The organism is Haladaptatus ordinarius (assembly GCF_054177595.1).
The window spans coordinates 23120-45322 of sequence record NZ_JBPEHH010000029.1 but is presented as its reverse complement, the minus strand read 5'-3'; the positions used below and the strand labels follow the sequence as shown (position 1 = coordinate 45322).

Annotated in this window: 31 protein-coding genes and 1 pseudogene; 18 read left to right on the top strand and 14 right to left on the bottom strand. The window is 61.8% G+C overall.

Going from position 1 to position 22203, the window contains the following annotated elements; translation table 11 throughout:
* Positions 1-45: 45 nt before the first annotated feature.
* Entirely contained in the window at positions 46-1122 is a 1077-nt protein-coding gene (locus tag ACR3FF_RS12525; RefSeq protein WP_458188394.1) for a putative sulfate/molybdate transporter, read from the bottom strand.
* Between the two features lie 214 nt (positions 1123-1336).
* On the opposite strand from ACR3FF_RS12525, the gene ACR3FF_RS12520 reads away from it, so the two are divergent.
* A complete protein-coding gene (locus ACR3FF_RS12520) occupies positions 1337-2095 on the top strand; it encodes an SDR family NAD(P)-dependent oxidoreductase (RefSeq protein WP_458188392.1) in 759 nt (252 codons plus the stop codon).
* Positions 2096-2255: 160 nt separating this feature from the next.
* On the opposite strand, the gene ACR3FF_RS12515 is transcribed toward ACR3FF_RS12520, so the two are convergent.
* The 5 genes from ACR3FF_RS12515 to ACR3FF_RS12495 form a co-directional block, all read right to left on the bottom strand.
* Positions 2256-2522, bottom strand: coding sequence for a hypothetical protein (locus ACR3FF_RS12515; RefSeq protein WP_458188390.1), 267 nt, complete (start codon positions 2520-2522; stop codon positions 2256-2258).
* 46 nt (positions 2523-2568) lie between these two features.
* Positions 2569-3552 (bottom strand): presenilin family intramembrane aspartyl protease PSH, encoded by a 984-nt coding sequence (locus ACR3FF_RS12510; protein ID WP_458188388.1) that lies wholly within the window; start codon positions 3550-3552, stop codon positions 2569-2571.
* Positions 3553-3633: 81 nt separating this feature from the next.
* A complete protein-coding gene (locus ACR3FF_RS12505; RefSeq protein WP_458188386.1) occupies positions 3634-5790 on the bottom strand; it encodes an oxidoreductase in 2157 nt (718 codons plus the stop codon).
* Entirely contained in the window at positions 5787-6659 is an 873-nt protein-coding gene (locus ACR3FF_RS12500; RefSeq protein ID WP_458188384.1) for an LLM class flavin-dependent oxidoreductase, read from the bottom strand. Before ACR3FF_RS12500 ends, ACR3FF_RS12505 begins: the two co-directional genes overlap by 4 nt.
* A 177-nt stretch (positions 6660-6836) precedes the next feature.
* The gene (locus ACR3FF_RS12495) at positions 6837-8495 is read right to left on the bottom strand and encodes an acyl-CoA synthetase (RefSeq protein WP_458188382.1); all 1659 of its coding nucleotides are present in this window, start codon (positions 8493-8495) and stop codon (positions 6837-6839) included.
* A 239-nt stretch (positions 8496-8734) separates the two neighbouring features.
* Between ACR3FF_RS12495 and ACR3FF_RS12490 the strand changes: the two genes are divergently transcribed.
* Positions 8735-8899 carry a DUF7331 family protein gene (locus tag ACR3FF_RS12490; RefSeq protein ID WP_458188380.1) on the top strand — a complete coding sequence of 55 codons (165 nt, stop codon included), beginning with the start codon at positions 8735-8737 and terminating at the stop codon, positions 8897-8899.
* On the opposite strand, the gene hflX is transcribed toward ACR3FF_RS12490, so the two are convergent.
* Positions 8896-10191: a GTPase HflX gene (gene hflX, locus ACR3FF_RS12485; protein ID WP_458188378.1), complete on the bottom strand. Its 1296-nt coding sequence runs from the start codon at positions 10189-10191 to the stop codon at positions 8896-8898. The genes ACR3FF_RS12490 and hflX overlap by 4 nt on opposite strands.
* Positions 10188-10544 carry a DUF2209 family protein gene (locus ACR3FF_RS12480; RefSeq protein ID WP_458188412.1) on the bottom strand — a complete coding sequence of 119 codons (357 nt, stop codon included), beginning with the start codon at positions 10542-10544 and terminating at the stop codon, positions 10188-10190. The genes hflX and ACR3FF_RS12480 overlap by 4 nt, the downstream gene beginning before the upstream one ends.
* A gap of 285 nt (positions 10545-10829) precedes the next feature.
* Between ACR3FF_RS12480 and ACR3FF_RS12475 the strand changes: the two genes are divergently transcribed.
* Positions 10830-11150: an FUN14 domain-containing protein gene (locus tag ACR3FF_RS12475; RefSeq protein ID WP_458188376.1), complete on the top strand. Its 321-nt coding sequence runs from the start codon at positions 10830-10832 to the stop codon at positions 11148-11150.
* A 1-nt stretch (position 11151) separates the two neighbouring features.
* On the opposite strand, the gene gvpO (ACR3FF_RS12470) is transcribed toward ACR3FF_RS12475, so the two are convergent.
* Together gvpO (ACR3FF_RS12470) and gvpA are read right to left on the bottom strand one after the other, a co-directional pair.
* Positions 11152-11604 (bottom strand): gas vesicle protein GvpO, halophile-type, encoded by a 453-nt coding sequence (gene gvpO, locus ACR3FF_RS12470; protein ID WP_458188375.1) that lies wholly within the window; start codon positions 11602-11604, stop codon positions 11152-11154.
* Between the two features lie 14 nt (positions 11605-11618).
* Positions 11619-11873, bottom strand: a complete 255-nt coding sequence (gvpA, locus tag ACR3FF_RS12465) for a gas vesicle protein GvpA (protein ID WP_458188374.1) — start codon at positions 11871-11873, stop codon at positions 11619-11621.
* Positions 11874-12135: 262 nt separating this feature from the next.
* Here gvpA and gvpO (ACR3FF_RS12460) point away from each other — a divergent pair, with 262 nt between their 5' ends.
* From gvpO (ACR3FF_RS12460) to ACR3FF_RS12410, 11 genes are all read left to right on the top strand, one after another.
* On the top strand, positions 12136-12549 hold the full coding sequence (gvpO, locus tag ACR3FF_RS12460) for a gas vesicle protein GvpO (RefSeq protein WP_458188372.1): 414 nt from the start codon (positions 12136-12138) through the stop codon (positions 12547-12549).
* A complete protein-coding gene (locus ACR3FF_RS12455) occupies positions 12546-13190 on the top strand; it encodes a hypothetical protein (protein ID WP_458188370.1) in 645 nt (214 codons plus the stop codon). The genes gvpO (ACR3FF_RS12460) and ACR3FF_RS12455 overlap by 4 nt, the downstream gene beginning before the upstream one ends.
* Before the next feature lie 151 nt (positions 13191-13341).
* Entirely contained in the window at positions 13342-13968 is a 627-nt protein-coding gene (locus ACR3FF_RS12450; protein ID WP_458188368.1) for a GvpL/GvpF family gas vesicle protein, read from the top strand.
* Positions 13965-14219, top strand: coding sequence for a gas vesicle protein GvpG (gene gvpG, locus ACR3FF_RS12445; protein ID WP_458188366.1), 255 nt, complete (start codon positions 13965-13967; stop codon positions 14217-14219). Before ACR3FF_RS12450 ends, gvpG begins: the two co-directional genes overlap by 4 nt.
* Positions 14219-14638 (top strand): Hsp20/alpha crystallin family protein, encoded by a 420-nt coding sequence (locus tag ACR3FF_RS12440; RefSeq protein ID WP_458188364.1) that lies wholly within the window; start codon positions 14219-14221, stop codon positions 14636-14638. Before gvpG ends, ACR3FF_RS12440 begins: the two co-directional genes overlap by 1 nt.
* The gene (locus tag ACR3FF_RS12435) at positions 14631-15407 is read left to right on the top strand and encodes a hypothetical protein (RefSeq protein WP_458188362.1); all 777 of its coding nucleotides are present in this window, start codon (positions 14631-14633) and stop codon (positions 15405-15407) included. The genes ACR3FF_RS12440 and ACR3FF_RS12435 overlap by 8 nt, the downstream gene beginning before the upstream one ends.
* Complete coding sequence (gene gvpJ, locus ACR3FF_RS12430) at positions 15400-15801, top strand: gas vesicle protein GvpJ (protein ID WP_458188361.1); 402 nt, start codon at positions 15400-15402, stop codon at positions 15799-15801. The genes ACR3FF_RS12435 and gvpJ overlap by 8 nt, the downstream gene beginning before the upstream one ends.
* Positions 15788-16105 carry a gas vesicle protein GvpK gene (gene gvpK, locus ACR3FF_RS12425; protein WP_458188360.1) on the top strand — a complete coding sequence of 106 codons (318 nt, stop codon included), beginning with the start codon at positions 15788-15790 and terminating at the stop codon, positions 16103-16105. Before gvpJ ends, gvpK begins: the two co-directional genes overlap by 14 nt.
* Positions 16098-16952, top strand: a complete 855-nt coding sequence (gvpL, locus tag ACR3FF_RS12420) for a gas vesicle protein GvpL (RefSeq protein WP_458188359.1) — start codon at positions 16098-16100, stop codon at positions 16950-16952. Before gvpK ends, gvpL begins: the two co-directional genes overlap by 8 nt.
* Positions 16949-17197, top strand: a complete 249-nt coding sequence (gvpM, locus tag ACR3FF_RS12415) for a gas vesicle protein GvpM (RefSeq protein ID WP_458188358.1) — start codon at positions 16949-16951, stop codon at positions 17195-17197. The genes gvpL and gvpM overlap by 4 nt, the downstream gene beginning before the upstream one ends.
* An 82-nt stretch (positions 17198-17279) precedes the next feature.
* On the top strand, positions 17280-17519 hold the full coding sequence (locus ACR3FF_RS12410) for a PRC-barrel domain containing protein (RefSeq protein ID WP_458188357.1): 240 nt from the start codon (positions 17280-17282) through the stop codon (positions 17517-17519).
* A gap of 50 nt (positions 17520-17569) precedes the next feature.
* Here ACR3FF_RS12410 and ACR3FF_RS12405 read toward each other — a convergent pair whose 3' ends face one another.
* The gene (locus ACR3FF_RS12405; protein WP_458188355.1) at positions 17570-18670 is read right to left on the bottom strand and encodes an AI-2E family transporter; all 1101 of its coding nucleotides are present in this window, start codon (positions 18668-18670) and stop codon (positions 17570-17572) included.
* A gap of 137 nt (positions 18671-18807) precedes the next feature.
* Between ACR3FF_RS12405 and ACR3FF_RS27420 the strand changes: the two are divergent.
* From ACR3FF_RS27420 to ACR3FF_RS12395, 3 genes and pseudogenes are all read left to right on the top strand, one after another.
* A pseudogene (locus ACR3FF_RS27420) lies at positions 18808-18987 on the top strand (hypothetical protein); the annotation flags it as partial.
* A gap of 25 nt (positions 18988-19012) precedes the next feature.
* Entirely contained in the window at positions 19013-19510 is a 498-nt protein-coding gene (locus tag ACR3FF_RS12400) for a DUF7972 family membrane protein (protein ID WP_458188354.1), read from the top strand.
* Complete coding sequence (locus ACR3FF_RS12395; RefSeq protein WP_458188353.1) at positions 19507-19716, top strand: DUF7972 family membrane protein; 210 nt, start codon at positions 19507-19509, stop codon at positions 19714-19716. Before ACR3FF_RS12400 ends, ACR3FF_RS12395 begins: the two co-directional genes overlap by 4 nt.
* Positions 19717-19728: 12 nt before the next feature.
* On the opposite strand, the gene ACR3FF_RS12390 is transcribed toward ACR3FF_RS12395, so the two are convergent.
* The 3 genes from ACR3FF_RS12390 to ACR3FF_RS12380 are packed head-to-tail and all read right to left on the bottom strand — an operon-like array spanning position 19729 to position 21751.
* Positions 19729-20454, bottom strand: a complete 726-nt coding sequence (locus ACR3FF_RS12390) for a ribosome assembly factor SBDS (RefSeq protein ID WP_458188352.1) — start codon at positions 20452-20454, stop codon at positions 19729-19731.
* A 54-nt stretch (positions 20455-20508) separates the two neighbouring features.
* The gene (psmA, locus tag ACR3FF_RS12385; RefSeq protein WP_458188351.1) at positions 20509-21267 is read right to left on the bottom strand and encodes an archaeal proteasome endopeptidase complex subunit alpha; all 759 of its coding nucleotides are present in this window, start codon (positions 21265-21267) and stop codon (positions 20509-20511) included.
* Positions 21268-21271: 4 nt separating this feature from the next.
* The gene (locus ACR3FF_RS12380) at positions 21272-21751 is read right to left on the bottom strand and encodes an Rpp14/Pop5 family protein (RefSeq protein ID WP_458188411.1); all 480 of its coding nucleotides are present in this window, start codon (positions 21749-21751) and stop codon (positions 21272-21274) included.
* A 189-nt stretch (positions 21752-21940) separates the two neighbouring features.
* On the opposite strand from ACR3FF_RS12380, the gene ACR3FF_RS12375 reads away from it, so the two are divergent.
* Positions 21941-22186: a BolA family protein gene (locus ACR3FF_RS12375; RefSeq protein WP_458188350.1), complete on the top strand. Its 246-nt coding sequence runs from the start codon at positions 21941-21943 to the stop codon at positions 22184-22186.
* Positions 22187-22203 lie beyond the last annotated feature (17 nt).

The following is a 22203-nucleotide window of genomic DNA, read 5'->3' as shown; positions in this document are numbered from 1 at the left end:
TCTTCCGAGGCGTCGTCCATGGTTCGAGTGAGCATCGCACACGAATTATATTTTGTTCCGAAGCCACCACGCACCGACTCCGACGGCGAACGCGACGCCGACGTTCGTGAGCAGGCCCAGGATACCCATCCCGATCGCGAGCCATCGGTCGTCGGTGTCGAGCCCCGCCCGGCCGAGTTCGACCGCGACGAGCACGAGAACGACGCCGAGCACGGAGAGCGGGAACGCCGCGACGAGCGACACCGCGAACACGGCCGCCAGCGCGTAGAACACGCCGAGAACGAGGTTCGCGCCGGCCGTCCGCGCGCCGAAGGCGTACTTTCCCGCCACGCCGCCGCTGCCGTGACACATCGGCATCGCCCCGAGCGGCAACGCGACCAGATTCATCGCACCCATGCTGGTCGCCAGTTCGTCCGGCGACACGTCGGCATCGAGCAGGTCACCGAGGAGCAGCGAGGTCGCGACGGCCGCGTTTCCGACCGTCATCGCCAACTGCCCGGCGGTGGCTGAAAGCATCCCGGACGTGAACGAGAGGGCGAAATCGAACGAGACGGTGGGATACCGAGGCAACGGAACGCCGACTTCGAGCCCCGCGAGCAGGAATCCCAGTGCCAGCACAGCGAGTGCGCTCGCTCGCCGGTAGCCGAGCGCGACCACGACGCCGGTGACGACGATGGCGAGCAGTGCGTTCGTCGGCGTCGTGACGCCGAGTTCGAGGCCGGTTCGTGCGAGGAGGAGGGCGACTGCGACCTGCACCCCCCGAACGACGGGTTCGCCGACGGACGCCGCGAGGTGGTGAAGCGACCCGGTGGTTCCGAGGACGAGGAGGACGCCGCCGGCGAGCAGTCCGGCGGTGACGAACTCGCCGGTCGTGAGCGTCCCCGCGATGACGAGCGCGGCGAGCGCCTTCATCGGTTCGACCGAGATAGGGACGCCGTAACGGAGCCCCCAGACGACCTGAAAGACGGCGAATCCGAAGAGCAGCGTCGAAAGTTCGAGTTCGGTGAGCGTCGAGACGGCGACCACGACCGGAAGGACGGTTATCGAATCGCCGACTGCACCCGTCACTTCGGAGACCGAAAAATCCAATCGCCGACCGCTTCCCACCGTGACCTCGGTCATCGAAAGACGTGACGTACGCAACCGGTATAGGTTTACTGAGAAACGAAATTAGGTAGTGTCGACGGGTTTTCGAAACCGATTTCAGTTATTATCGCTGTCTTCCGGGACCACGTCGGAACCTCCCACCCCCGGTTCGGATGACCACGACAAGAACTAACCCCCGAGTCGGAGTAGCACGGTGTATGCACGAGAGTCACACAGGAGGAGACGAACCGTGATAGACCAGTTCGGCGTCGACGGACAGACCGCCATCGTGACGGGTGCGTCGAGCGGTATCGGTCGAGTCGTCGCAGAGCGATTCGCGGACGGTGGGGCGAACGTCGTCGTCTGCTCGCGCGAACAGGAGAACGTCGACCCCGTGGCCGAGAGCATCGGCGAGAACGCCCTCGCGGTCGAGTGTGACGTGACCGACCGCGAGGCGGTCGAGGCGCTCGTCGAAGCGACGGTCGAGGAGTTCGGCGGGCTCGACGTGCTCGTGAACAACGCCGGAGCGAGTTTCATGGCCGGATTCGACGATATCAGCCCGAACGGGTGGCACCGCGTGGTAGACATCAACCTCGGTGGTACCTACCACTGCACGCAGGCGGCGGGAGAGTACCTCAAAGACGGCGGCGGGTCGGTCGTCAACGTCGCCAGCGTGGCGGGCCAGCAGGGGTCGCCGTACATGAGCCACTACGGCGCGGCGAAGGCCGGCATCGTCAACCTCACGCGCTCGCTCGCGTTCGAGTGGGCGGGCGCGGGCGTCCGGGTGAACTGCGTCGCACCGGGATTCGTCGCCACGCCGGGGCTCGAATCCCAGATGGGCATCAGCGCCGAGGACGTCGACCGCGACGAGGTGGAACGACGAGTCGGGGTGAGCGAGGAGATCGCCGACGTAGTCCAGTTTCTCGCCAGTCCTGCATCGTCGTTCGTCGTCGGCGAGACCGTCACGGCCGCGGGCGTACCCGACATCGTGGAGACGCCGGAGGTGTGAACCGACGCGGACCGGTTACTCTGTGATTGCCCACACGGGAGACCGGTTTCCCGTACCGTGTTTGTGGTGTTCGACGACGTCGACGAACGCCTGCGAAGGCGCTCTCCACTGCCAGAAAGACGCCGCGCCGCCGGAATCGGACCGCAGAAAGTGAAGGTCGCTAGCTCGACCAGCCGAACTGCTCTTTCGCCTGCTCGATAGCACCCTGTACCTTCTTCTCCAGTTCGTCGATGGAACGCTGGACGTAGTGGACTCGTTCGCGGGGTATCCGACGAACAACGTCGTCTCCCTCGTCGTTTTCACCGACCTTGATGAGCCAGTGGTCGTCGAAATAGACGACATCCTCGTTCTCGATTTCGCGTTCTATCGTCCCATCATCGGGGTCGTCGTAGACGATAGTCGCCGTACCGACGTCTGGGTCTGGCATACGTCGGCTTACTCGAAGCCGACACTAGGGCCTTCTGGCCGCCGTGTTACGCGAGCGTGAGGTTTCCGAGTCCGAGCGCCTGCATCAGCGAGATGCCACTCGCCAGCGCACCGAGGAGGTAACCGCCGATAGCGCCGCCGTTGAGCAAGGGGAGTCCGGCGTGGGCCCGGCCTTTCATCACCATCCAGAGGAGGACGACCAGTCCAGCGAGGGTGCCGACCATCGCGGTCAGCGCGGGCAGGTTGAGTGCCGTGCCGGAGACGAGGGGGTCGGCGGGCGAGAAGAAGGCGGCGCTGGCGACGAGCACGGTCGGCATCACGGCGTCACCGAGACCGATGAAAAACGCATCGCGGTCGTCGTCTCCTCCTTCCGCGTTCTCGTCGACGGCACCCTCGCTGGTGGCCTGTGCCGTCTCGTCCAGAAACGAGTACGAGAGCGTCAGCGGGATGACGAGGATGACGGGTATCTTCAGGTCCATCACCCCGGAGGCGAGCGTGAGCATGTGTTCGGTGCCGTAGACGCTGATAGCGTCGTAAATCGCGAGGACGGCGAGCAGGAGGATGGCGGGAAGGAGACCGAAACTGATGCCGAACAGCCCCGCCGCACCCGCACCCATGACGACCCCCGCGGCGTCGATGACGTACCACTCCGGGTAGACGGCGATAGCCACGGCGACGAGTGCGGCGGCGACCCACGCGAGGACGTTTATCGGTGCCCCGCCGACGGAGATTTCGACCGCAGACGGGACGACGACGCTGAAGACGTACAACGAGAGCATCCCGCTCGTGAGAATGATGAGTCCCCGTAGAATCCACTCGACGCCGAGTTTGATGACCGCGAGCATCCCCGCCGTGAACACGAGGATGACCGCGACGTAGACGAGACTGTTCGTCGGGTCGGAGGGGTCTTCGACCGTCTGGTAGCCGGCCGATTCGAACGGTTCGACCAGCGCCAGTGCGCCGAGTTGGACCCCGAGGAAGATGGCGATGGTCAACCCGGACGCGAAAACAACACGCGTTCGTCGTTCCATGGTCTGGGCTTCGAAGTGACCCCTCTTTGTGGTTTTGGGTTCGACAGCTTCGTCCGACACGGTCCAGCACGCCGCACTCGCCTATCGCCCGGGTGTCGGCGTCTTTGGATGGAACAGCACCAGATCGGCCCGACCACCGCCGACCATCGTGTTCACTTCGTCGTAGGTCGTACAGTAGTTGGTCGACAGGGTCGGCATCTCGACTTCGTTGCGGAACTGTTCGCTGAACCGGCCCAGGGTGTCGGTGTCGAACTGCGGCCGCTCTCGCACGGACGCTTGCCCCGCCACGACCGCGAGGAGGTCGCAGTCGCGCGCTTCGATCGACCGGGCGACCTCGTACGACTCGCGGGTTTTGAAGCCGTTCAGATTCCAATCGGTCGCTTGCAGGGTGACCCCCAGCGACTTCTCGTCGGGCCACGCCTCACGGACGGCGTCGAAGACCGATAGCGGGTAGCGCATCCGCCCCTCCAGTGACCCACCGTACTCGTCCTCACGGTCGTTCGAGAGCGGCGAGAGGAAACTCGACAGGAGGTAGCCGTGACCGGCGTTCAGTTGCAGGTGGTCGAAGCCTGCCGCATCGGCCCGTTCGGTCGCGGCCACGAACGCATCGCGAACCCGGTCCAAATCGGCCGCGTCCATCGCGGTGGGTGTCTGGCTCGTGGGGCCGTACGGTTTCGCCGAGGGGGCGAACAGTTCCCACTGTTCGCGTTCGGAGAGCGGTCTGTCGAGTCCGCGTTCGCGGGATTTGGTCGCCCCGCGCCGACCGGCGTGGAAGAGGTGGCAACCGACGACAGTCGCTGCTGGTGAGGCCTCGTGTACCCGAACGATGGCGTCGCCGAGGGCGTCTGCGTGTTCGTCCGCGTACAACCCCGGCGTTCCGGGTGTAATCCGCCCGTTGGCCGTGACCGCGAGTGGGTCGGAGAGCACCATACCGGGACCCAGTTCGCCGCGAGCCACCAGTTCGTCTATATACAAGTCCTCGGGGAGTCCGTCGGTCGCCGTTTCGGTCGGCGGCAGCGTCACGACAGTGCGGTTCGGCATCGTCACGTCTCGCAGCGAGAGTCGTTTGAACAGCGGGGGCGTCGCCACCGCCGTCACGGCCTCGCCTTCGGCTTCCGTGAACCACTGGTCGAACTGGTCGACGAAAGACGGGTCGCGAACGCGGAGATTGTCGTACGTGATTCGCCCGCTTCGGGTGAGGAGGTTGAACGCGAAGCGCCGAGGCCGAAGGTTCTGATAGCGTTCGACGTTCTCGAAGTAGTTCTCGCTCCGGTCGGCGGCCTCCTGTAGTCCCTGGACCCGGGGACGGCGCTCCTTCTCGAACCAGTTGAACGCGGCCCGAACGTCCGTCCCGTGTTCCTCGAACGCCTCGTGGAGCGCGATTGCGTCTTCCATCGCCATCTTCGTCCCCGACCCGATGGAGAAGTGTGCCGTGTGGGCCGCGTCGCCGACGAGGACGACGTTCTCGTGTGACCACGTGGCGTTCTTCACGGTGGGGAAGTTTCGCCACGCGTAGAGTTTCGATTCGAGTTCGTACCCCTCCAGGTGGTCCGAGAAGAGATCCTCGAAGTAGCCGAGTGCCTCGTCCTCGCTCGCCTCGTCCATTCCGGCGGCGCTCCACGTCTCCTCGGTACACTCGACGATGAACGTGCTCTTGCGGCCGGGGTAGGCGTGGACGCGCCAGAGGCCGTGTTCGTTCTCGCGGAAGACGAACGTGAACACGTCGAACGGCTTTTCGGTCCCGAACCAGGCGAACTTGGCACTCCCCGCGCTGACGTCGGGGCGAAACGACTCCTCGTACGTCTCCCTGACGGTACTGCTCAGTCCATCTGCACCGACGAGGACGTCCGCGTCTGCCCGGAGGCGCTCTGGGTCGTTGATCGGTTCGCCGTGGTGTAACTCGACGCCGAGTTCCGTCGCACGCGTCTGGAGGATAGAGAGGAGGTCCGCACGCATGATGCCGGCGAACGAGTGTCCGCCACACCGGAAATACTCTCCCTCGTAGTAGATGTCGATGGGGTCCCAGCGGACGAAGGCGTCGGTGATTCGTTCGTGGCTCTTTCGGTCAGCCTCGCGAAGCGAGGAGAGCGTGGCGTCCGAGAAGACGACTCCCCATCCGTAGGTGTTGTCTGCCGGGTCGCGCTCGTAGACGGCGACGTCCCACTCCGGGAAGGTCTTTTTCAGTAACAGTGAGGCGTACAGCCCTCCCGGACCGCCGCCGATGACGGCCAGTTTCACGCCTCATCACGTCCGTTCCACGTGTCGCCGAGCGTGTCGGCCAACAGGTCGAACTGTTCCGGGGCGGCGACGGTCGGGAACAGGACGAGTTCGTCACAGCTCTCGTCCTCGTACCCACGGACGAACTGCGTCACCTCTTGGGGCGTCGTGAGCAGACCCTCGGCGATGCGCTCGGCGAACGGCCCGGTGAACTCGTAGTAGTCGAGGAGATACTCCCGTCCTCGTTCGGCCGCATCCTCACCACCGAGGGCGTAGTATCCGTGTCCCCACAGTTCGGGGTCGCCCGGTCGTTCGCACTCGGTCCACGCGGCACGGGCACGTTCCGCCTGCCGAGCGAAGGCGTGGGGTGGGCCGCCACCGTGGATGTAGCCGTCGGCGAACCGCCCGAGACGGCGGTACGTGTTGTCGCTGTCGCCGCCGACGAGTACCGTCGGCCCGCCCTCCTGGACCGGGTCGGGGCCGACCTCCTCACCGTCCCAGTACTCGCGGAGTTCCGCCAGTTGCTGGTCGAAGCGGCGTCCACGTTTCCCATACTCGACGCCAGCGGTTTCGTAGTCGTCTTTACGCGCTCCGAGCGCCATCCCGAGCGTGAGCCGACCGTCCGAGAGGACGTCGAGCGTCGCGGCCCGTTTCGCCAACGTCGCGTTGCGCCGGAGCGGTCCCGCGATTATCGTCGTCGCTAACTCGATGTCGTCGGTGATGGACGCACACGCGGCGAGCGTTTCGACCGGGGCGAGACCGTGATATCGCAGTCGGTCGAACACGCCGAGACTCGTGAACGGGCCGTCGTCGGCCCACTCGGCCCAGTTCAGTATCAGTTCTCTGTCGGCGCCGTCTAGCGTGTTCGGGAGACCGATTCCAACGTGCATTTATATGTTTTCCATCTGGCACCTACAGCGTCCTATAATTATCGGTGAATGCTACCACGTAGCAAGTACTATCAGCAGGCAGAACGGACGAATCGGAGCGGTCCTCTCGGCACCACAGCAGACGGAGAACGGAACGTTACGCGCCCTGACCACCGTCGGACCGTTCTCAGGAGACTTTCAGCGGTTTTGCTCACGATTTCGGAGGACGTTCCGTCGTATCTTTCCAGTCTCGGTCTTCGGAAGTTCGGCCACGTATTCGATTCGGCGAGGATACTTGTACGGGGCTATCTGGCTCTTGACGTGGTCTTGGAACGTCGTCGTGAGTTCGTCGCTCGCTTCGTACCCATCGGCGAGGACGACGAACGCTTTGACGACCATCCCGCGCTCTTCGTCGGGACTGCCGACGACCGCCGTCTCGTAAATCTCCTCGCGTTCCTGGAGCACCGACTCTACCTCCGGGCCCGGAACGTTGTACCCGCTGGAGACGATGAGGTCGTCCCGCCGCGACTTGTACTCGAACCGGTCGTCTTCGGTCCGAACGAACACGTCACCCGGGAGGCTCCACCCGTCTCGAACCGCCAGTTCCTGTTTCTCCGGGCGACCCCAGTAGGTCACGCCGGTCGGCCCCCTGATGGCGAGCAGTCCGGCCTCGCCGACGTCGAGTTCGTTGTCGGTGTCGGGGTCGATGACCTTACACTCGTATCCCGGGACGGGGTAGCCAGTCACCGAGGGGTCGATGTCGTCGCCGATTCGGTGGCTGACGAAGATGTGGAGCATCTCGGTCGATCCCAGTCCGTCGAGCAGTTCGATGCCGAACGACGATTTCACCCGCTCGAACGTCGACGGCGACAAAGGTTCTCCAGCACTGATACCGACGCGCAGCGACGAGAGGTCTGCGGTCTCGATTTCCTCGCCGTGCTCGTTTAGCATCTGGTTGTAGGCGGTCGGAATGGACCCGAGAACCGTCACGCCGTACGCGTCGATGGTCTCGATGAGGTCTATCGGTTCCGCGTTTTCGACGATGACGGTGCTCGCACCGAATCGGAGCGGGAACGCGACGAGTACGCCGTACCCGAACGTGAACGCGATGGGTGGGTTGCCCGAGAAGACATCGTCTTCCGTCGGTTCAAGGCAGTATCGGGCGTAGCCGTCCACGATGGCGAGCATCTGTCGATGCGTGTGGACCGTCCCTTTGGGGCGGCCGGTCGTCCCGCTCGTGTACGCGATCATCGAGAGGTCGTCTCGGTGTGTCGGCGCTGCGTCGAGGTCCGGCGAGGCCTTGGCCGCGAGTTTGTCGAAATCGTGACAGTTGTGGGCGACGCCCTCGCGCTCTGCGACGACTATCTCTCGGAGCGAATCACACGCCTCGTTCGCGGCCTCGACCGGTTCGAGGAGTCCGTCGTGGACGAGCGCGACCGTCGCTCCCGAGTCTTCGACGACGTAGGTGCACTCTTTCGCCTGCAACAGTTTCATCGAGGGGACGGGAATGGCACCGATTTTCTGCACCGCGAGACACGATACCGCGTACTCGGGTCGATTCGGGAATCGGACGAAGACCCGGTCCCCCGGTTCGACACCGAGGTCGAGGAGTACGTTGCCGAGGCGGTCGACTCGTTCTCGAAGGTCGCCATAGGTTATCGTCTCGTCTTCGAAGTAGATGGCGACGTTCTCCCCTCGTCCCGACTCGACGTGTCTATCGACCAGTTCGACCGCCGCATTGAGTGACTTGGGATAATGGAGTTCAGGCAGCGCGTGGAAACAGTCTGCTCTGGTCTCCGATGGTGGGAACTTCTCCTCCGGAATGTTCTCCGCCTGTATGCTGTTATCACCAAGCATAGTTCTCATTCAGTGTCATTCGTTATATATCCTGAGAAAAATATCAACTCACGACCGGAACGGTCGGTTCCCGGCCCGACGGCGACGCCACACTCCTCCGTTCACGTTCACCGAAATGTTTGTATCCCCTGCTGACCCAGGGGTAACTGCGGAACCTTGGCAATTGGTAACATTTATCAGTATCGGGTTGCTACCTGCTACCGTAGAGTAAGTCGATAACGACCTACAACCAGGAAGGTATGACCCCGAATACGAACGAAGCAGACGACCCCCGCCACGGCGGCGACGACGAACGATACGCTGAACTGGAAGTCCAAGACGACGCTGTGCTCATCTACGACCAGAAGAACCACTGTGCGTGGATTCGCTCCGATGGCCCCGTATCACTCTCTTCGATGCTCTAGGCCGACGGTGCGGCCGTCAAGTCGCTTGCTTTCGCCCTCGATTGTTGGACGATAGACGATCTGGCTTCGAACTCGACGACCACTTCGTCGTCGACGTACGTGACGTCCTCCACGTGTGCGTTTTCGTGAACCCACGAAACGACGCTCATCGTGCCCTCCGTCATCGGCATGACGAGACGCTCGAACTGCCAGTCGGGGAGTTCCACGTCGATACGTCGTTTCAACTCCTCGACGTTCTGGCCCTCCATGCCACTGATAGCGACGGGATTCGGTGCGAGCGCGGAGAGCGCCTCCCGTTTTTCTTCCAGTTCCTTGTCGCTCACGGCGTCGATTTTGTTCAGGACCGTGACGATGGGCGCTTGATTGCGCTCGTACAGCGTGTCGTGACAGGTGACGAGTTTTTCACGGATGTCGTCGATGGGTTCGCTCACGTCCACGACGAGCAAGACGAGGTCGGCGAAGTACACCGCGTCGAGCGTGGATTTGAACGATTCGACCAGCCAGTGTGGGAGGTCGCTGATGAACCCGACCGTATCCGTGACGAGCACGTTCCGTCGGTCGAACGACGCCTTTCGCGTCGTCGTCCCGAGCGTCGTGAACAGACGGTCTTCGGCCTCTGCGGTCGGGTCGAGGTCGGGGTGGAGTTCGTCGTTCTCGCCGATTTCTAGCTCCTCTGCGAGCTGCTGGAGGAGGGTCGATTTCCCGGCGTTGGTGTACCCCGCGAGCGCCACGAGGTCGAATCCCGACTCCCGCCGCTTCTGCCTGCGGTCTGCCTCCTTGTCGGCGATGGCGTCGAGTTCGTTTTTGATGCGACTTATCTGGTCTTTGATGTCCTGTTCGTGGCTCTCGTCGTACTCGCCGAGACCCATGAATCCGGGACGCTCGTCGCGTTTCGCGAGACTCGTCTTCGCTTCGACTCGCGGTAGTTCGTAGCGCAGTTCGGCCAACTCGACTTGTAACTGGGCCTTGCGCGTCTGCGCGCGTTGCCCGAAGATTTCGAGGATGAGTCGGAATCGGTCGATGACGCGCGTCCCGTCGGGGAGCCGCTGGCCGAGGTTGTACGTCTGATACGGCCCGAGTTGGTTGTCGAAGACGACCAACTCGGCCCCCGTCTCGGAGACGGCGTCGACGAGTTCCATCACCTTTCCTTCGCCGAACTGAAACGCTGCATCTTCCTCGCGTGACTGGGTAAACTCGGCGACGATGTCGTACCCGGCGGCACGAGTCAGGTCTCGTAGTTCGGTAGTGTCGGCAGTTCCAGCGTCTACTCGTTTTGCCAATATCGCTTTCATAGGAGTAGTTTGCGAGCGGCGTATGCGGCGTGGTGTGCGGCCTGCACGGTTTCACGTTCGGCTATGCTCTCGACGTACTTAAATTCCAGTTCGAGATGTTGTTCGACCATCCACTCGGGTTCTTCGTAGAATTCTCCGGGTTCGGCGACCACCGGCCCGGTCTGTGGACGGGGAAGTTCGTCGAGGGCGTCGCCGACGATTCCGGTGACGGCGGTCAGTGTCGGTTCTTCGCGGCTGATTGCGAACCCCATCCCTTCGACGCAGTGAAGACGCGTCGTCCCGACGGTAGCGTGGACGGCGGCAGCGACCATCAGGTACTCGCCCGCCTCTTCGTGGCGACCACTGATGTCGATGCCGACCACGTCAGCCGTGCCGGCTCTTCACTCCGATTTGTGCCGCATTTCCGTGCACGTTCGCCCGTACGCCACCGGGGTTCTTCAATCTCCCGCCGAGAGTCTTCGGGTCGCGGCGGTGTACGACCTGCCAGGTGGGGTCGACGGTTCGAGTTGGTCCCAGCGACAGGTCCTGTCCCGATCACGTATCGAACGTCAACCGTTCGAGAGACTGCTGCCGAATAGCAACCTCTTTCCTCGAAAAGACCACAAAATTCTTAACCTATTGATGTGCTGAATTGGGTAATGCAAATCGGAATAGATCCCCAAATACTCGGACTGGAGTTCGGAAGCGGTGCCCTCATCGGCGGAATCATCGGTTTCGCCGCGAAGAAGGTGGCGAAGCTCATCGCCGTCATCGTCGGACTCGAACTCGCCCTGTTCAAATTCCTCGAATCGCGTGAAATACTGACCGTCGAATGGGACAAACTCACCGCCGGACTCTTGAAGACGGGCGAAGCGGCCCAGAGTGGGACTCCCCCATCGTGGGTCGCCACCCTCCTCTCGACGCTCTCCGTGAGCGCCGGATTCGTCGGCGGTTTCATGCTCGGCTTCAGAAAAGGATAATCTATCTTTCCTGTTCGTCACCGCGCCGATACCGCTCTCTGAGCCGATACCCCGTGACTCCTCCGGATTCGTTCAGTGAGACGGCGTACTGTCCGAGGATGTCCTGTGTGTCGGGAATCGAACTCCGTTCGACCATCTCGACCACGACTTCCCAGCCCTCGTCGTCCTCTGTAATCTCGATGATGCCGTCGAGTGGATGGCCGACGAGGTCGGACGCCACGTCCTCTATCGTCTCCCGGACGTCCATCACGTCGAAGTCGTTCGTCTCCTCGCTCTCACTCTCGTTGCTTTCGGTCGTAGTATCTTGGCTCACGTCGTTTTCCTCCTGTCCGTTGGCGTCGTTTACGGTCTCGTTGTCGGAATCGTGTTGATAACAGAATCCGTCGTCCTGTGCCGGGCGCGTACAGCGGTCACCGGACTCCGTGAGCGCCCGGCACTGGTCGGCTTCCGACATGGCTCACCGGATGCTTACGACGTAGTCGCCTTTACGTCGACTTCTTCGAAGTCGACCTCGTCGCCTGCTGTGGCTTGTTCCAGCCTCGACATCTCTTTGGCGTAGTGGAGGAACGTGTCCACGGACGCCACGACGACACGGGCTTCCACCGTCAGCACTTCGATGCCGACGACGGAGACGCGTGCCCAGATGTCGATGACGACGCCCTTGTCGAGGATGCGGTCCAACACTTCCGCGAGACTTGAGGTATCGGGGTTTGCTCGTACCATCGTAATCAGCGGGAATGTCTCCCTGTACCTACAAAGAGAGTCGAACACCATTTGACGGTTGGGGCCGTCGATGCAAGCAGTTTTTATACGACTCTGTATTTGGAATGGACTATGATTTAGAAGTAGTGAGAGGTGGCGTCAGCGAAATCAGCCATTGTGCCGCTGCCAAGTACCGAACATCGAAACGGTTCCTCAGAGAAACCATCCCAGAGGGCACACGAGTTATTGCCGTCGGTCCCGACACGCTCGTAGGGGGGAGTGTATGAGTGAACAGACGGACGATTCCAGCGTCGACGAGTTCGACGACGTTATCGACCAACTCACCGATGTTGTCGAGGACTCCGAACACGATACCGCTGGTGAAGTGCGCGAAACGGACGACGCGATAGACGTCGTCGATGCCCGGGACGTCGGCCGAGCTGTCGCAGGGGACCTCACGGGCGCACCGCTCGACGGGATCGTCGAGGTCGAACGTCACGAAGAGGGGTGGCGAGTGGTCGCAGAGGTGGTAAAACGCCGATCGGTTCCCGATACGGAGGACATCCTCGACCGGTACGTCATCAGCCTCGACTCGACCGGCAACGTCCGAGGATACGGTCGCGCAGGTCGGTATCGACGCGGGAACCTGGGGGAACAGCGAGAGATATTCGCCATAGACGAACGGGAGGAGGTATGACCGACCGCGATACAGCTACGATACAGGAACTACTCGAAGAGAGTCTGCAAGAAGAAGCGACCGTCGAACAGCTGTTCGACGAACTCGTCGATTTCGAGGGGAGCGACGACAGAAAGACGATAGGGCGCGAACTCGGCGGGTTGGTCGGCTGTGGACTGGGGATGGTCGTCGGACGCAAACTCGGAAAGTCGGTGATATCGCGCTTCGAAGGTCGTCACGGCGGCAACGAACCCGAGACGCCCGACGATTCGCGTGAACGACTCGTCCGCCAGCGCGTTCAGGAAGCCTTCGAGGTGAGCAAAGAGGAGGCGAAACAGATACTCGCCAACACACCCGCAGTCGGGAGCGACGACGGGAGTGGCGACGAAATCCCACAGAGTGAAAACACGGCCAGCGAATCGGGCAGTGAACGCGATGGGGAGGACACGAAGTCGGAAGCGAGCGAGGAAGGAGAGGGGTCTGCGGAGGAGTCGAGCGGAGAGGAAGACGAGACGGACGAAGCGATAGCAGCGGAAGCCGAAGGCGGTTCAAACGAGGTGGTCGAGAACGGTCTCGATTTCGCAGACCTCTCCGACGAAGACCTTCAGTCGCTGGCGAACGAATTACTAGACGAACTCGAACGGAGAAAAACTGCGAAGTGATACCGTAGTACAACGTCACAGCTCTCTCGATTTGCGACGAACGAGGCGTATGCTTGCTGTTTCCGCCACACGACTTATTAGCGCCCATCACGTCCATTCGTTGTTGAGAGAGAGGAAGTGTAGTTACTGAAACACTGCCGTCTTCAAAACGATGAGTTCGAACCGATACGTCTACGGAGTCGTCGAACAGAACGATTTCGAATTCGAGGCCGACGCAGTAGGTGACGCAGAAAGGGTGTACACCGTCGATTATCGGACCCTCTCCGCCGTCGTCTCGGATATCGACACGACCGAACCCGAGCGAACCGACGAGGACAGTAAAGCACACGACGAGATTCTCCGCCGCGTACTCGAACGAGACGACGTGGACGCCGTCGTCCCGATGCAGTTCGGAATGGCGTTCAAGGACAATCGGTCCCTGAAGACCGTCCTCCGCGGTGCGAGACGGGCGTTCAGGAAATCGCTCCGCGAGGTAGACGGACACGTCGAACTCGGCGTCAAACTCGTCGCCGACGAGGACGCTGAATTGCCGCGCGAGGAAGTCCGTGACGACGTGGGCGGCCGCCTGTCGGAACTCGCGGCGGGCGAGACGGACGACGACCTGTTCAGCGACCGACTCGTGTTGAACCGGTCGTACCTCGTCGCCGAGGACGACCGCGAGGCTTTCGGCGAGGTCGTCGACGACGTACGCGAGGAGTACGACGACCTCACGGTCCAGTACACCGGGCCCTGGGCACCGTACAACTTCGTCGACATCCAGATCGGAGCACAAAAATGATTCTCGTGGACGACCTCCTCGTCAAACCGTTCGTCTCGCTCATCGATATCCTCCACTCGATGGCGCTGGACGAGATGTACGACGTGGAGGGAATCCAGGACGAACTCAAAGAGACGCAGATGCTGTACGAGCTGGGCGAACTGTCGGAAGAGGAGTACGAGACCCGAAAGAGCGATCTCGAAGAGCAACTTGCGGTCGCCGAGGACGTACACGAGCGATTACGGAACGGGAAAGTCGAGGTGAAACGATAATGGGACTGATTGGACAGATAGTCAGACTGGCGAACACGCTCGCGGAAGCGGACACGCCCAGAACGCGCTCCGGACGAATCGACGGCGACGGAGGGCGAATCAACTACACGGTGACGTTCGACTCCATCGGACCGGGACGGACTCACAGCAGACAGGAAAACCGGGATCGACGCCGGAAGCAGTACCTGACGGACGTACGCGAAGTGGACGGCGAACTGATACTCACCATCGACCTGCCGGACGTGTCGGAAGACGACCTCTCCGTCAGGTTCGACGACGAGACCGGAACGGTCGAAATTCGGGACGTCCAACGCTACATCAAGCGTCTCAGCCTGCCAGGCGAGAAAACCGAAATCACGTCGGCGTCGTTCAACAACCATGTACTCGAACTACGATTCGGGGAGACACCAGATGGATAACGACCAAATGGAGACGTTCGTGGAAGAGGTACAGTCGGGTGTAAGGCGACTCAAATCGGCGTTCGAATCGTCCGACTCGTTCGATGAGGTCATACAGGAGGCCGAGAACCTCTGGTCGGTGTTAGACGAAGGAGAGGACGTCCTCGACGAGATAGATTACAGCGACGTTCCGGATGTCGTCGACGCCGACGACGCCTCCGAAGCCATCGACGTGGAGGACGTACCGGAGGCAATCTCCGAAGGAGACCCGAAGGAGGTCATCGACATGTGGGGGCTGTACCAGGCACTCAACCTAAAAGAACTGTGGGATTCGGCAGATATGCGCGAGGTCTGGCGCGAGGCACGTGAGTTCGAAGACGCAGTCGATGACCTGGACGACGATTCGGACGACGACGGGATGTTGTCGGGAGCGGACGCCGATATGGAAGGTGGCAGTGTGGGAGCAGGAGACGTGGACGACGAGATGCAGTCGGAGTTGTACGAGTCGAAGATTCAGTCGGAACTCCACGACAGCGTAGAGACGTTCCGCGAGAAGTTGCGGAAGACCCGTAACCAACTCGCCGAGGTCAAAGCGGAAAACGAGATGCACGGTGGCCCCGGCCAACCGTCTTCACGCAACCCGACCGCGTACTCCACCGCGGCAGGGTCACGCATGGACAGGTTGAGCGTGAAGAAGTTCTCGACCGTTCCGAAAGAGACGCGACACTCGTCCGCACCGAACATGAAACGAATCTACGGCGACCGGTTTGAGGAGGACTCAGATGAGTGAGACCAGACCGACGCGCAATCAGTCCGACCTCGCGGAGATGCTCGAACTCCTGCTCGAGAAGGGCGTCGTCATCAACGCCGACATCGTGGTAACCGTCGGGGAGACGGAACTCCTCGGCGTACAACTGCGGGCCGCCATCGCCTCGTTCGATACGGCCGCGGAGTATGGACTCGAATTCCCGGAGGGTACCGATATGAAACGCGTCGAAGAAGCGTCGGGCAGAGAACCCCTAGAAGAATCCGAGACGGTGATGACGGTCGCAGCATCCGGCGAGGAAAACGCGGAGACCGACGAAGCGAAAGACGCCGACCAGACTGACGAAGAAACGAAAGAGGAAGACCGAGACGCAGAAAAAGCGGAAGAGGAGGTGTCTGCCGAGAATGAGCACGATTGAAATCGACGGTGACGACGCCCAGAGTGGCCTCGTCGCACTCGTCGTCACGCTGGTCGAGTTGCTGGTCGACGCCCTGGAGCGCGAGGCGGTTCGTCGGATGGAGTGCGACGACCTCTCGCCAGAGGAGATAGAACGACTCGGGTCGCAGTTGGCGGCGCTCGAAGATGAGATAGACCGTCTGAAAGAGTCCGAAGGGATAGAGCGCGAGGTAGACGACCTCCGCGAGGACCTGGACAGTTTGCTCACCGAAGCGCTGGTCGACCTCTCGGAGCGCGAACCGGGTCTGGAGGGTCGTGATGACTGAGTCGGGAGAGACCACGATGGAAGACGGTACGAAGACTGCAGGAGAGACCACGACGGACGACCCTGACGACACGGAGTTCGAAGACGGTCGCTACCTCTACTGCGTGGTGGATTCGACCGGTGACGCCGAGTTCTCGGAGACCGGCATCGACGACGAACCCATCTCCATCGTCCGCGAAGACGGCGTCGGCGTCGTCGTCCAGGCCTGTGATTCGCCCTACGACTCGGACGACCTTGAGACGGTGCGTGAGTGGCTTCTGACTCATCAGGAGGTCGTAGACAGTGCCGGAGAGACGTTTGGGACGCCGCTCCCGTTTCGCTTCGACACCATCCTGAAAGGTGACGACGAGCGCGTGCGAGCGTGGGTGGCCGACCAGCACGACGAACTCGAATCGTATCTCGCCGAATTCTCGGGCCACTGGGAGTATCGCGTCGGCGTGACGTGGGACGAAGACCGCGTCCGTGACGAACTCGAATCGGACGACGACGAGTTGGCCGACTTGCGCGAACGAATCGACGACGCGAGCGAGGGAACTGCCTTCATGCTCGAAAAACAGTACGAAAACCGTCTCGGCGACCTCCGGCAGGCGCGGAAAGAGCGGCTGGCGACCCGCCTCCGAGACGACCTCGAACCGCTCGTTCGGGAGTACGATGAGGTAGACTCACAGCGAAGCGTCCTCGGTTCCGACACGCCAGACTCCGTCGTACAGGTCGCGTTCCTCGCCCACGAGGAACGCGAAACAGACGTCGGGAGCGTCCTGGACGATATCGCGGCAGAACCGGGCGTAGAAGTGCGCTTTACGGGCCCGTGGCCGCCCTACTCCTTCGCCCCGGAACTCGACGCATGAAACCGACGAAAGACGACCACGCCGTCGTAGACCTACTCGACGTGCTCCTCCGGGATGGGGCCGTCATACAGGCAGACGTCGTCATCACGGTTGCAGACGTTCCACTGGTGGGTCTCAGTCTACGCGCTGCCATCGCCGGAATGTCGACGATGACCGACTACGGCTATTTCGAAGAGTGGGACGCTGTACAGCGAAAACGTGCCCGCGCACCCGACGACCATCCACTGCTTCCTGCCGACGAGTGACACCTCGTTTCCGGTGGTCGGATAAGGGACCTGCACTGGCAACCAAGATGGCTACCGACGGCGAGGCCCAAGTCAGGGTGCAATGGCAGTATCAGAGATCACCGACGACGACGAGGGGAAGAAAGTCGTAGACCAGAACGGCGACGAAGTCGGCATCGTCTCCGACGTCGAACACGGTACGGCCTACGTCGAACCCGACCCGGGACTCACCGACAAGGTGAAATCGAAACTCGGGTGGGGCGACAGAGACGAGGACACGTACCCACTGCAGGAAGAGGCGATCTCGTCCGTCACCGACGACCAGATTCGCCTCGATTACTGATTGTTACTGACCGGGCGAAACGGTTCGTCCCGAGAACTGATTTTTCGATGTCAGTCCCGTTCGTCCGGAGGTTCCGTTCCGAGCGAGAGCGACGAGGACGCTGTCACGGATTTTCCTCGGAGGAGGTCGCCGAACGCCATTCCAGCGAACTGCACGACGAGGACGAGCACGAGCGGGCCGAGGAAGATGCCGTACCATCCGAACAGGAGTCCACCGAGCACGTACGAGAACATCACGAGACCGGTGTGGGTCGTGCGCCCCGAGACCATGGGACGAACCACCATCTGTGGGAGCAAGTCCAGGAGGACGAGCGAGACGACGAAGAACACTGCCGGGAACCAGAGGAGTCGTGGACTGGTTCGAAGTGCCTGCACCCCCAGAAACGCAGTAATCGGAACGTAGACCAACTTTCCGACGACGATGGGGACGAAGGTCGCAAGTCCCGTCATGAGAGCGAGGATGGTCGGGATGGGAAACGACACGCTAGACGGTGCGAACGTCGCGAAGGCGTTGTACACGATGGTCGCCAGCACCCCGACCAGGAGGACGGTGAGCACGTTCCCGAAGTACACCGTGGCGAGGTCACTATCGACTGCAGAGAGATACGCCACGAGGGGGTTTTCCGCCCCCACTTCGTCGCGGAACCACTCGGCGAGGCGATTTCCGTCGCGGAGTGCGAAGAAGGCGAGCGTGATGGCCAAGAAGAGATGAAGGATGCCGTTCGCGACTGCGCCGAGTGACCTCGCAGCGGTCGTGAGTTCGTCTCGAAACCGAGTGAGATCTGCGCTGAGCAGTCGCCGTGGCTGTGAGAAGAACGACGGCGGTTCGTTCGACCCGGGGAAGAGTCGAGTGTAGTAGGTTTCGACTCCCGTTCCGGTGAACTGACTGAGTTCCTGTAGTCCGACGACGATAGTGTATCCGACGAGCGTCAGTGCAGGCAACGCGACGAGCAAAAGTGTCGCCGTCGCCGCGAGCCCCCGAGACTCGACTCGCGTCGTGACCCGCCGAAAGAGCGGTCGCGTCCCGTAGTAGACGAACAGTCCGAGGACGAGCGTCCCGACGAACGAGTACGCGACGAACAGCAGTGCTGCTAACAGCGCGATGGCGAACGCCCACCAGCCGACCTGCGACCTGTCCTCCGGTAGTTCCATCGTGGTACGAGACGACCTGACGATAAAAATTTCTTCTCGCCCGGCCGTGCGTTTTTTCCAGTCCAGGACGATACTCCCGATACCATAATTGACGATTCTTCGTCGGTAGGTGACCCCGGAACGTCGGTGAAAAATGGATTCTCCTCTCGGGTAATCGGTTCGTCGTCACCGTCGGTATCGTCGTCGGCTTCGTCGCGGTGCTCGCCGTACTGGTCGGGGTCGGCGTCATCTCTGTCGGTCCCAAAAGCTCTATGCGTACCCTGCTCGCGAGTGGGATCACCTCCGGCCTGCTGACGCTCATCACGGTGACGCTCTCTATCAACCAATTCAGTCCTCTCGCGCGTGTTTGGGTCGCCGAACGAACTCTCGGACCGACTCGACGGAACGGTCGACTTCCGCCGAAACGTCGAGCAGATAGCAGGCCGCTCGACCAGTCCCACCGACCCGACCGAGTCCCTGGCGCTCATCACCGAGACCATCCACGACCGAATCATGAGCCTCGACCTGTCGGCATTCGACGGCGAGGTCGGTGAATACCAGTCAGCGCTCGCCGAGTACGCCGATAAACTGACCGAGTCGGTTCGGGAGGAAACCGACACCGTCGGCGTCCTCTCGGAGACGATGGGGAGCGAGTACGCCGAGTTCATGGAACCGACCCGCTACGTGCGAAACGAGTTCCGTGACGAGTTCTCGGAACCGACCCCCGCCGAACTGGAAGAGGTGTTCGAACTGCTCGAATCTATTGCCATCGCCCGCCAGTTCTTCAAGACGCTCGCCATCCAACAGCAACTCGCTCGTCTCTCACGGTTCTTCGCGTACACCGGTCTATGGCGTTCGTGACGACTATCTCGCTCACCCTGCTCTACAAGTCGAGTTCGGGTGCCTACCTCGACCCGGGAACGCTCACGCCCGTCGTCGTCCTCGGATTCGGCGTCGTCGTCAGCCCGCTCGCGGTGCTCATCGCCTACGTCCTTCGTGTTGCGACCATCGCCTTCTACACGGTATCGGTCGGTCCGTTTGTGCCGCCGGAAGAGCAGTCGACCTAGACGCCGTTAGAATCAGCGCGTCTGTAGGTCGTCTTCGTCTTTGATGATTCGTGTTTCGGCCTCTCCGCTCGTGATTTCGTTCACGAGGTCGTAGAACTCGTTTTGCATCCCGGCCGGGAACGTCATGACGCCGACCCACGAGCCGTCGTTTTGCCACTCTTCGCGCTCTAAGTCACCGAACTGTCGAATCCGCGCCTGGGCACTTCCGGCGTAGTTCGCCGGCACCTGTACCGCGATGGTCACTTCGTCGAACCGAATCGGGATGACCGGCCGAAGGGCGTCCAGCGCATCGTCGACCTGTTGGCCGACGGGTTCCATCGGGTCGACGGAGAAGCCTGCTTCTTCGAGGGCGTTCTCGATACGCTCTGGCGGGTGGGGTGCGTTGTCCATCTGTGGATTGACGGCGTTTCGCGTGATTCGATTGACCAGTTGTTTGTGCTTCTGGTCTTGCATCTCCTTGCGCTGTTCCGCCGTAATCTGAATCTCACCGCGTTTGATGACCTCGGGGATGATTTCCAGGGGGTCTGTCGTTTCGAAGACCGTCTCCAGGTCCTCTTCGGCGGGCCGGTCGCCGCGACTCGCGTTCTCGAACACATCCTCTGCGGCGATGACGTCCTCGATGTCACCCTCGAACTCGCCGCGTTTGATAGCGAGCGCCGCGTCCGGGTCCACGAGCACCTCGAATCGCGCACCGTGCGATTCGAGACGCGCCGTCACCGCCTCTTCCAGTGATATCATACCCAGAGCTAAACACGCCCACCTAAAAGATGTTTCCCGAAGAAAACGTCGCGGTTACTCTTCCGGTTCGTCGCTTTCCTCGTCCTCGAGGAGGTCGAGTTCGCCGAGGTAGCCCTCGACTTCCTCGTCGTCCAGCATGCGGTATCGTTCGCTCTCGACGTCGACGGTGGCGAGACCGACGCCCGCAGGCGAGAGTTCGTCGTCGTTGACCGTCCCCAGCGCGCTGAGCGCGAGGTCGATGCCGCCGTCCAGGTCCATTTTCTCGCTGTAGTTCGCTTCGAGGTAGTCCTGAATCTCGCCCCGGTCTGCACCGACGGCGAGTGCCTTCCACTCGTATGGCGTGCCGGATGGGTCGGTCTCGTAGAGACGCGGTTCTCCGTTCTCGATACCGCCGATGATGAGCGCGACACCGAACGGTCGTGCGCCGCCGACCTGCGTGTACTGCTGGATGTGGTCGGTGACTTCCTTCGTCAGCGTCTCGACGCCGATCGGCTCGTCGTAGCGCAGTCGGTTGATTTGCGACTGACGACGCGCGAAGTCGATGAGCTGGCGAGCGTCGGCGACGTGGCCCGCGCTGGCGATGCCGATGTGGTCGTCGGCTTTGTGGAGTTTCTCGACGCTCGTCCGTTCCATCAGTGGCGAACGCGTGTGCTTGTCGACGGCGAGGACGACGCCACCTTGCGTCCGAACACCGATGCTGGCGCTCCCTCGCTTGACGGCCTCCCGTGCATACTCGACCTGGTAGAGGCGTCCGTCCGGGGAGAAGATCGTAATCCCGCGGTCGTACGCTTGCTGTTGGGCTTGTCCCTGCATAGTATCACTCGAAATCGAGTTCCGCCGCGCCTGCGAACGCGCCATCGAGCCGCACGTCGATTAAGTCGTCCCGTACGACGGCGGTTCGTTCTGCGTCCGCGAACACGACGCTTCTCTCTCCCGAAACTTCCCTGCGGCGACCTAAATACTTTTCTTCACAACCCCGCACCGTCCCGCTTATACCACGGACGAATACGCCGACGGGGTCGTCTCGTACCGCCTCGATGCAGGCGAGTGCCGCCCTCGCGTCGTCGGTGTGCCCCCGCCGAGCGCGAACGATGGCCTCGCCCTCGCCGTCTTCGAACGCGAAACGCAACACTCTGAGGTCCGCGTCCGCGCTCCCGGCGTCGCCGAGCAGATTCTGTCCGGCGAACCAGACGCTCCGCTGGAACGACCGACGGTCGACGTCCGCGTCGGGCCACGATTCGAGACCGACCGCGAGGTAGCGCCAGCGCGGTCTGAGGTGTTTGGGAAGGTGTTTCATCGGCGAGTCCAACTCGTGGATTCGGAGTCGGTGGGTTTGAATGGTGTGTTCTCGAACGGCACCACGGCCGCTCCGAACTCGTTTCCGGGCGGTGCGGGCGAGCAACGAGAGCGACGTGCTCGATGCGACGTCCGCGGGTCGAAACCCATTCCGGCCGCCTTTTTGGTCTTCGACCGACAACGTCTCTCCATGAACGCAGCGGAAGTCGCAGAACTCATCGAATCGGGATTCGAAGACGCCGACGTAACGGTGACCCATCCACGCGGGAGTCACGACGAAGACCACCTCGCGGCGCTCGTCGTCTCTCCGGCCTTCGAGGGGAAGACGCTGGTCGAACAGCACCAGATGGTGTACGACGCGCTCGGCGACCACATGACGACCGACATCCACGCCCTCGAACTGAAAACGTACACGCCCGAGGAGTACGACGGTTAAATCTGCGGAAGACTGAG

Bases quoted from the DNA above. Each gene is read 5' to 3' on its own strand.
- ACR3FF_RS12410 (WP_458188357.1), top strand. From the start codon at position 17,280: ATGGCAGTATCAGAGATCACCGACGACGACGAGGGGAAGAAAGTCGTA.
- gvpO (WP_458188372.1), top strand. From the start codon at position 12,136: ATGAGTGAACAGACGGACGATTCCAGCGTCGACGAGTTCGACGACGTT.
- gvpJ (WP_458188361.1), top strand. From the start codon at position 15,400: ATGAGTGAGACCAGACCGACGCGCAATCAGTCCGACCTCGCGGAGATG.
- hflX (WP_458188378.1), bottom strand. From the start codon at position 10,191: ATGAAAGCGATATTGGCAAAACGAGTAGACGCTGGAACTGCCGACACT.
- ACR3FF_RS12495 (WP_458188382.1), bottom strand. From the start codon at position 8,495: ATGCTTGGTGATAACAGCATACAGGCGGAGAACATTCCGGAGGAGAAG.
- ACR3FF_RS12375 (WP_458188350.1), top strand. From the start codon at position 21,941: ATGAACGCAGCGGAAGTCGCAGAACTCATCGAATCGGGATTCGAAGAC.
- ACR3FF_RS12450 (WP_458188368.1), top strand. From the start codon at position 13,342: ATGAGTTCGAACCGATACGTCTACGGAGTCGTCGAACAGAACGATTTC.
- ACR3FF_RS12405 (WP_458188355.1), bottom strand. From the start codon at position 18,670: ATGGAACTACCGGAGGACAGGTCGCAGGTCGGCTGGTGGGCGTTCGCC.
- ACR3FF_RS12515 (WP_458188390.1), bottom strand. From the start codon at position 2,522: ATGCCAGACCCAGACGTCGGTACGGCGACTATCGTCTACGACGACCCC.
- ACR3FF_RS12390 (WP_458188352.1), bottom strand. From the start codon at position 20,454: ATGATATCACTGGAAGAGGCGGTGACGGCGCGTCTCGAATCGCACGGT.
- ACR3FF_RS12475 (WP_458188376.1), top strand. From the start codon at position 10,830: ATGCAAATCGGAATAGATCCCCAAATACTCGGACTGGAGTTCGGAAGC.
- psmA (WP_458188351.1), bottom strand. From the start codon at position 21,267: ATGCAGGGACAAGCCCAACAGCAAGCGTACGACCGCGGGATTACGATC.
- gvpL (WP_458188359.1), top strand. From the start codon at position 16,098: ATGACTGAGTCGGGAGAGACCACGATGGAAGACGGTACGAAGACTGCA.
- ACR3FF_RS12380 (WP_458188411.1), bottom strand. From the start codon at position 21,751: ATGAAACACCTTCCCAAACACCTCAGACCGCGCTGGCGCTACCTCGCG.
- gvpO (WP_458188375.1), bottom strand. From the start codon at position 11,604: ATGTCGGAAGCCGACCAGTGCCGGGCGCTCACGGAGTCCGGTGACCGC.
- gvpA (WP_458188374.1), bottom strand. From the start codon at position 11,873: ATGGTACGAGCAAACCCCGATACCTCAAGTCTCGCGGAAGTGTTGGAC.
- gvpM (WP_458188358.1), top strand. From the start codon at position 16,949: ATGAAACCGACGAAAGACGACCACGCCGTCGTAGACCTACTCGACGTG.
- ACR3FF_RS12525 (WP_458188394.1), bottom strand. From the start codon at position 1,122: ATGACCGAGGTCACGGTGGGAAGCGGTCGGCGATTGGATTTTTCGGTC.
- ACR3FF_RS12435 (WP_458188362.1), top strand. From the start codon at position 14,631: ATGGATAACGACCAAATGGAGACGTTCGTGGAAGAGGTACAGTCGGGT.
- gvpG (WP_458188366.1), top strand. From the start codon at position 13,965: ATGATTCTCGTGGACGACCTCCTCGTCAAACCGTTCGTCTCGCTCATC.
- ACR3FF_RS12490 (WP_458188380.1), top strand. From the start codon at position 8,735: ATGACCCCGAATACGAACGAAGCAGACGACCCCCGCCACGGCGGCGAC.
- ACR3FF_RS12440 (WP_458188364.1), top strand. From the start codon at position 14,219: ATGGGACTGATTGGACAGATAGTCAGACTGGCGAACACGCTCGCGGAA.
- ACR3FF_RS12455 (WP_458188370.1), top strand. From the start codon at position 12,546: ATGACCGACCGCGATACAGCTACGATACAGGAACTACTCGAAGAGAGT.
- ACR3FF_RS12510 (WP_458188388.1), bottom strand. From the start codon at position 3,552: ATGGAACGACGAACGCGTGTTGTTTTCGCGTCCGGGTTGACCATCGCC.
- gvpK (WP_458188360.1), top strand. From the start codon at position 15,788: ATGAGCACGATTGAAATCGACGGTGACGACGCCCAGAGTGGCCTCGTC.
- ACR3FF_RS12500 (WP_458188384.1), bottom strand. From the start codon at position 6,659: ATGCACGTTGGAATCGGTCTCCCGAACACGCTAGACGGCGCCGACAGA.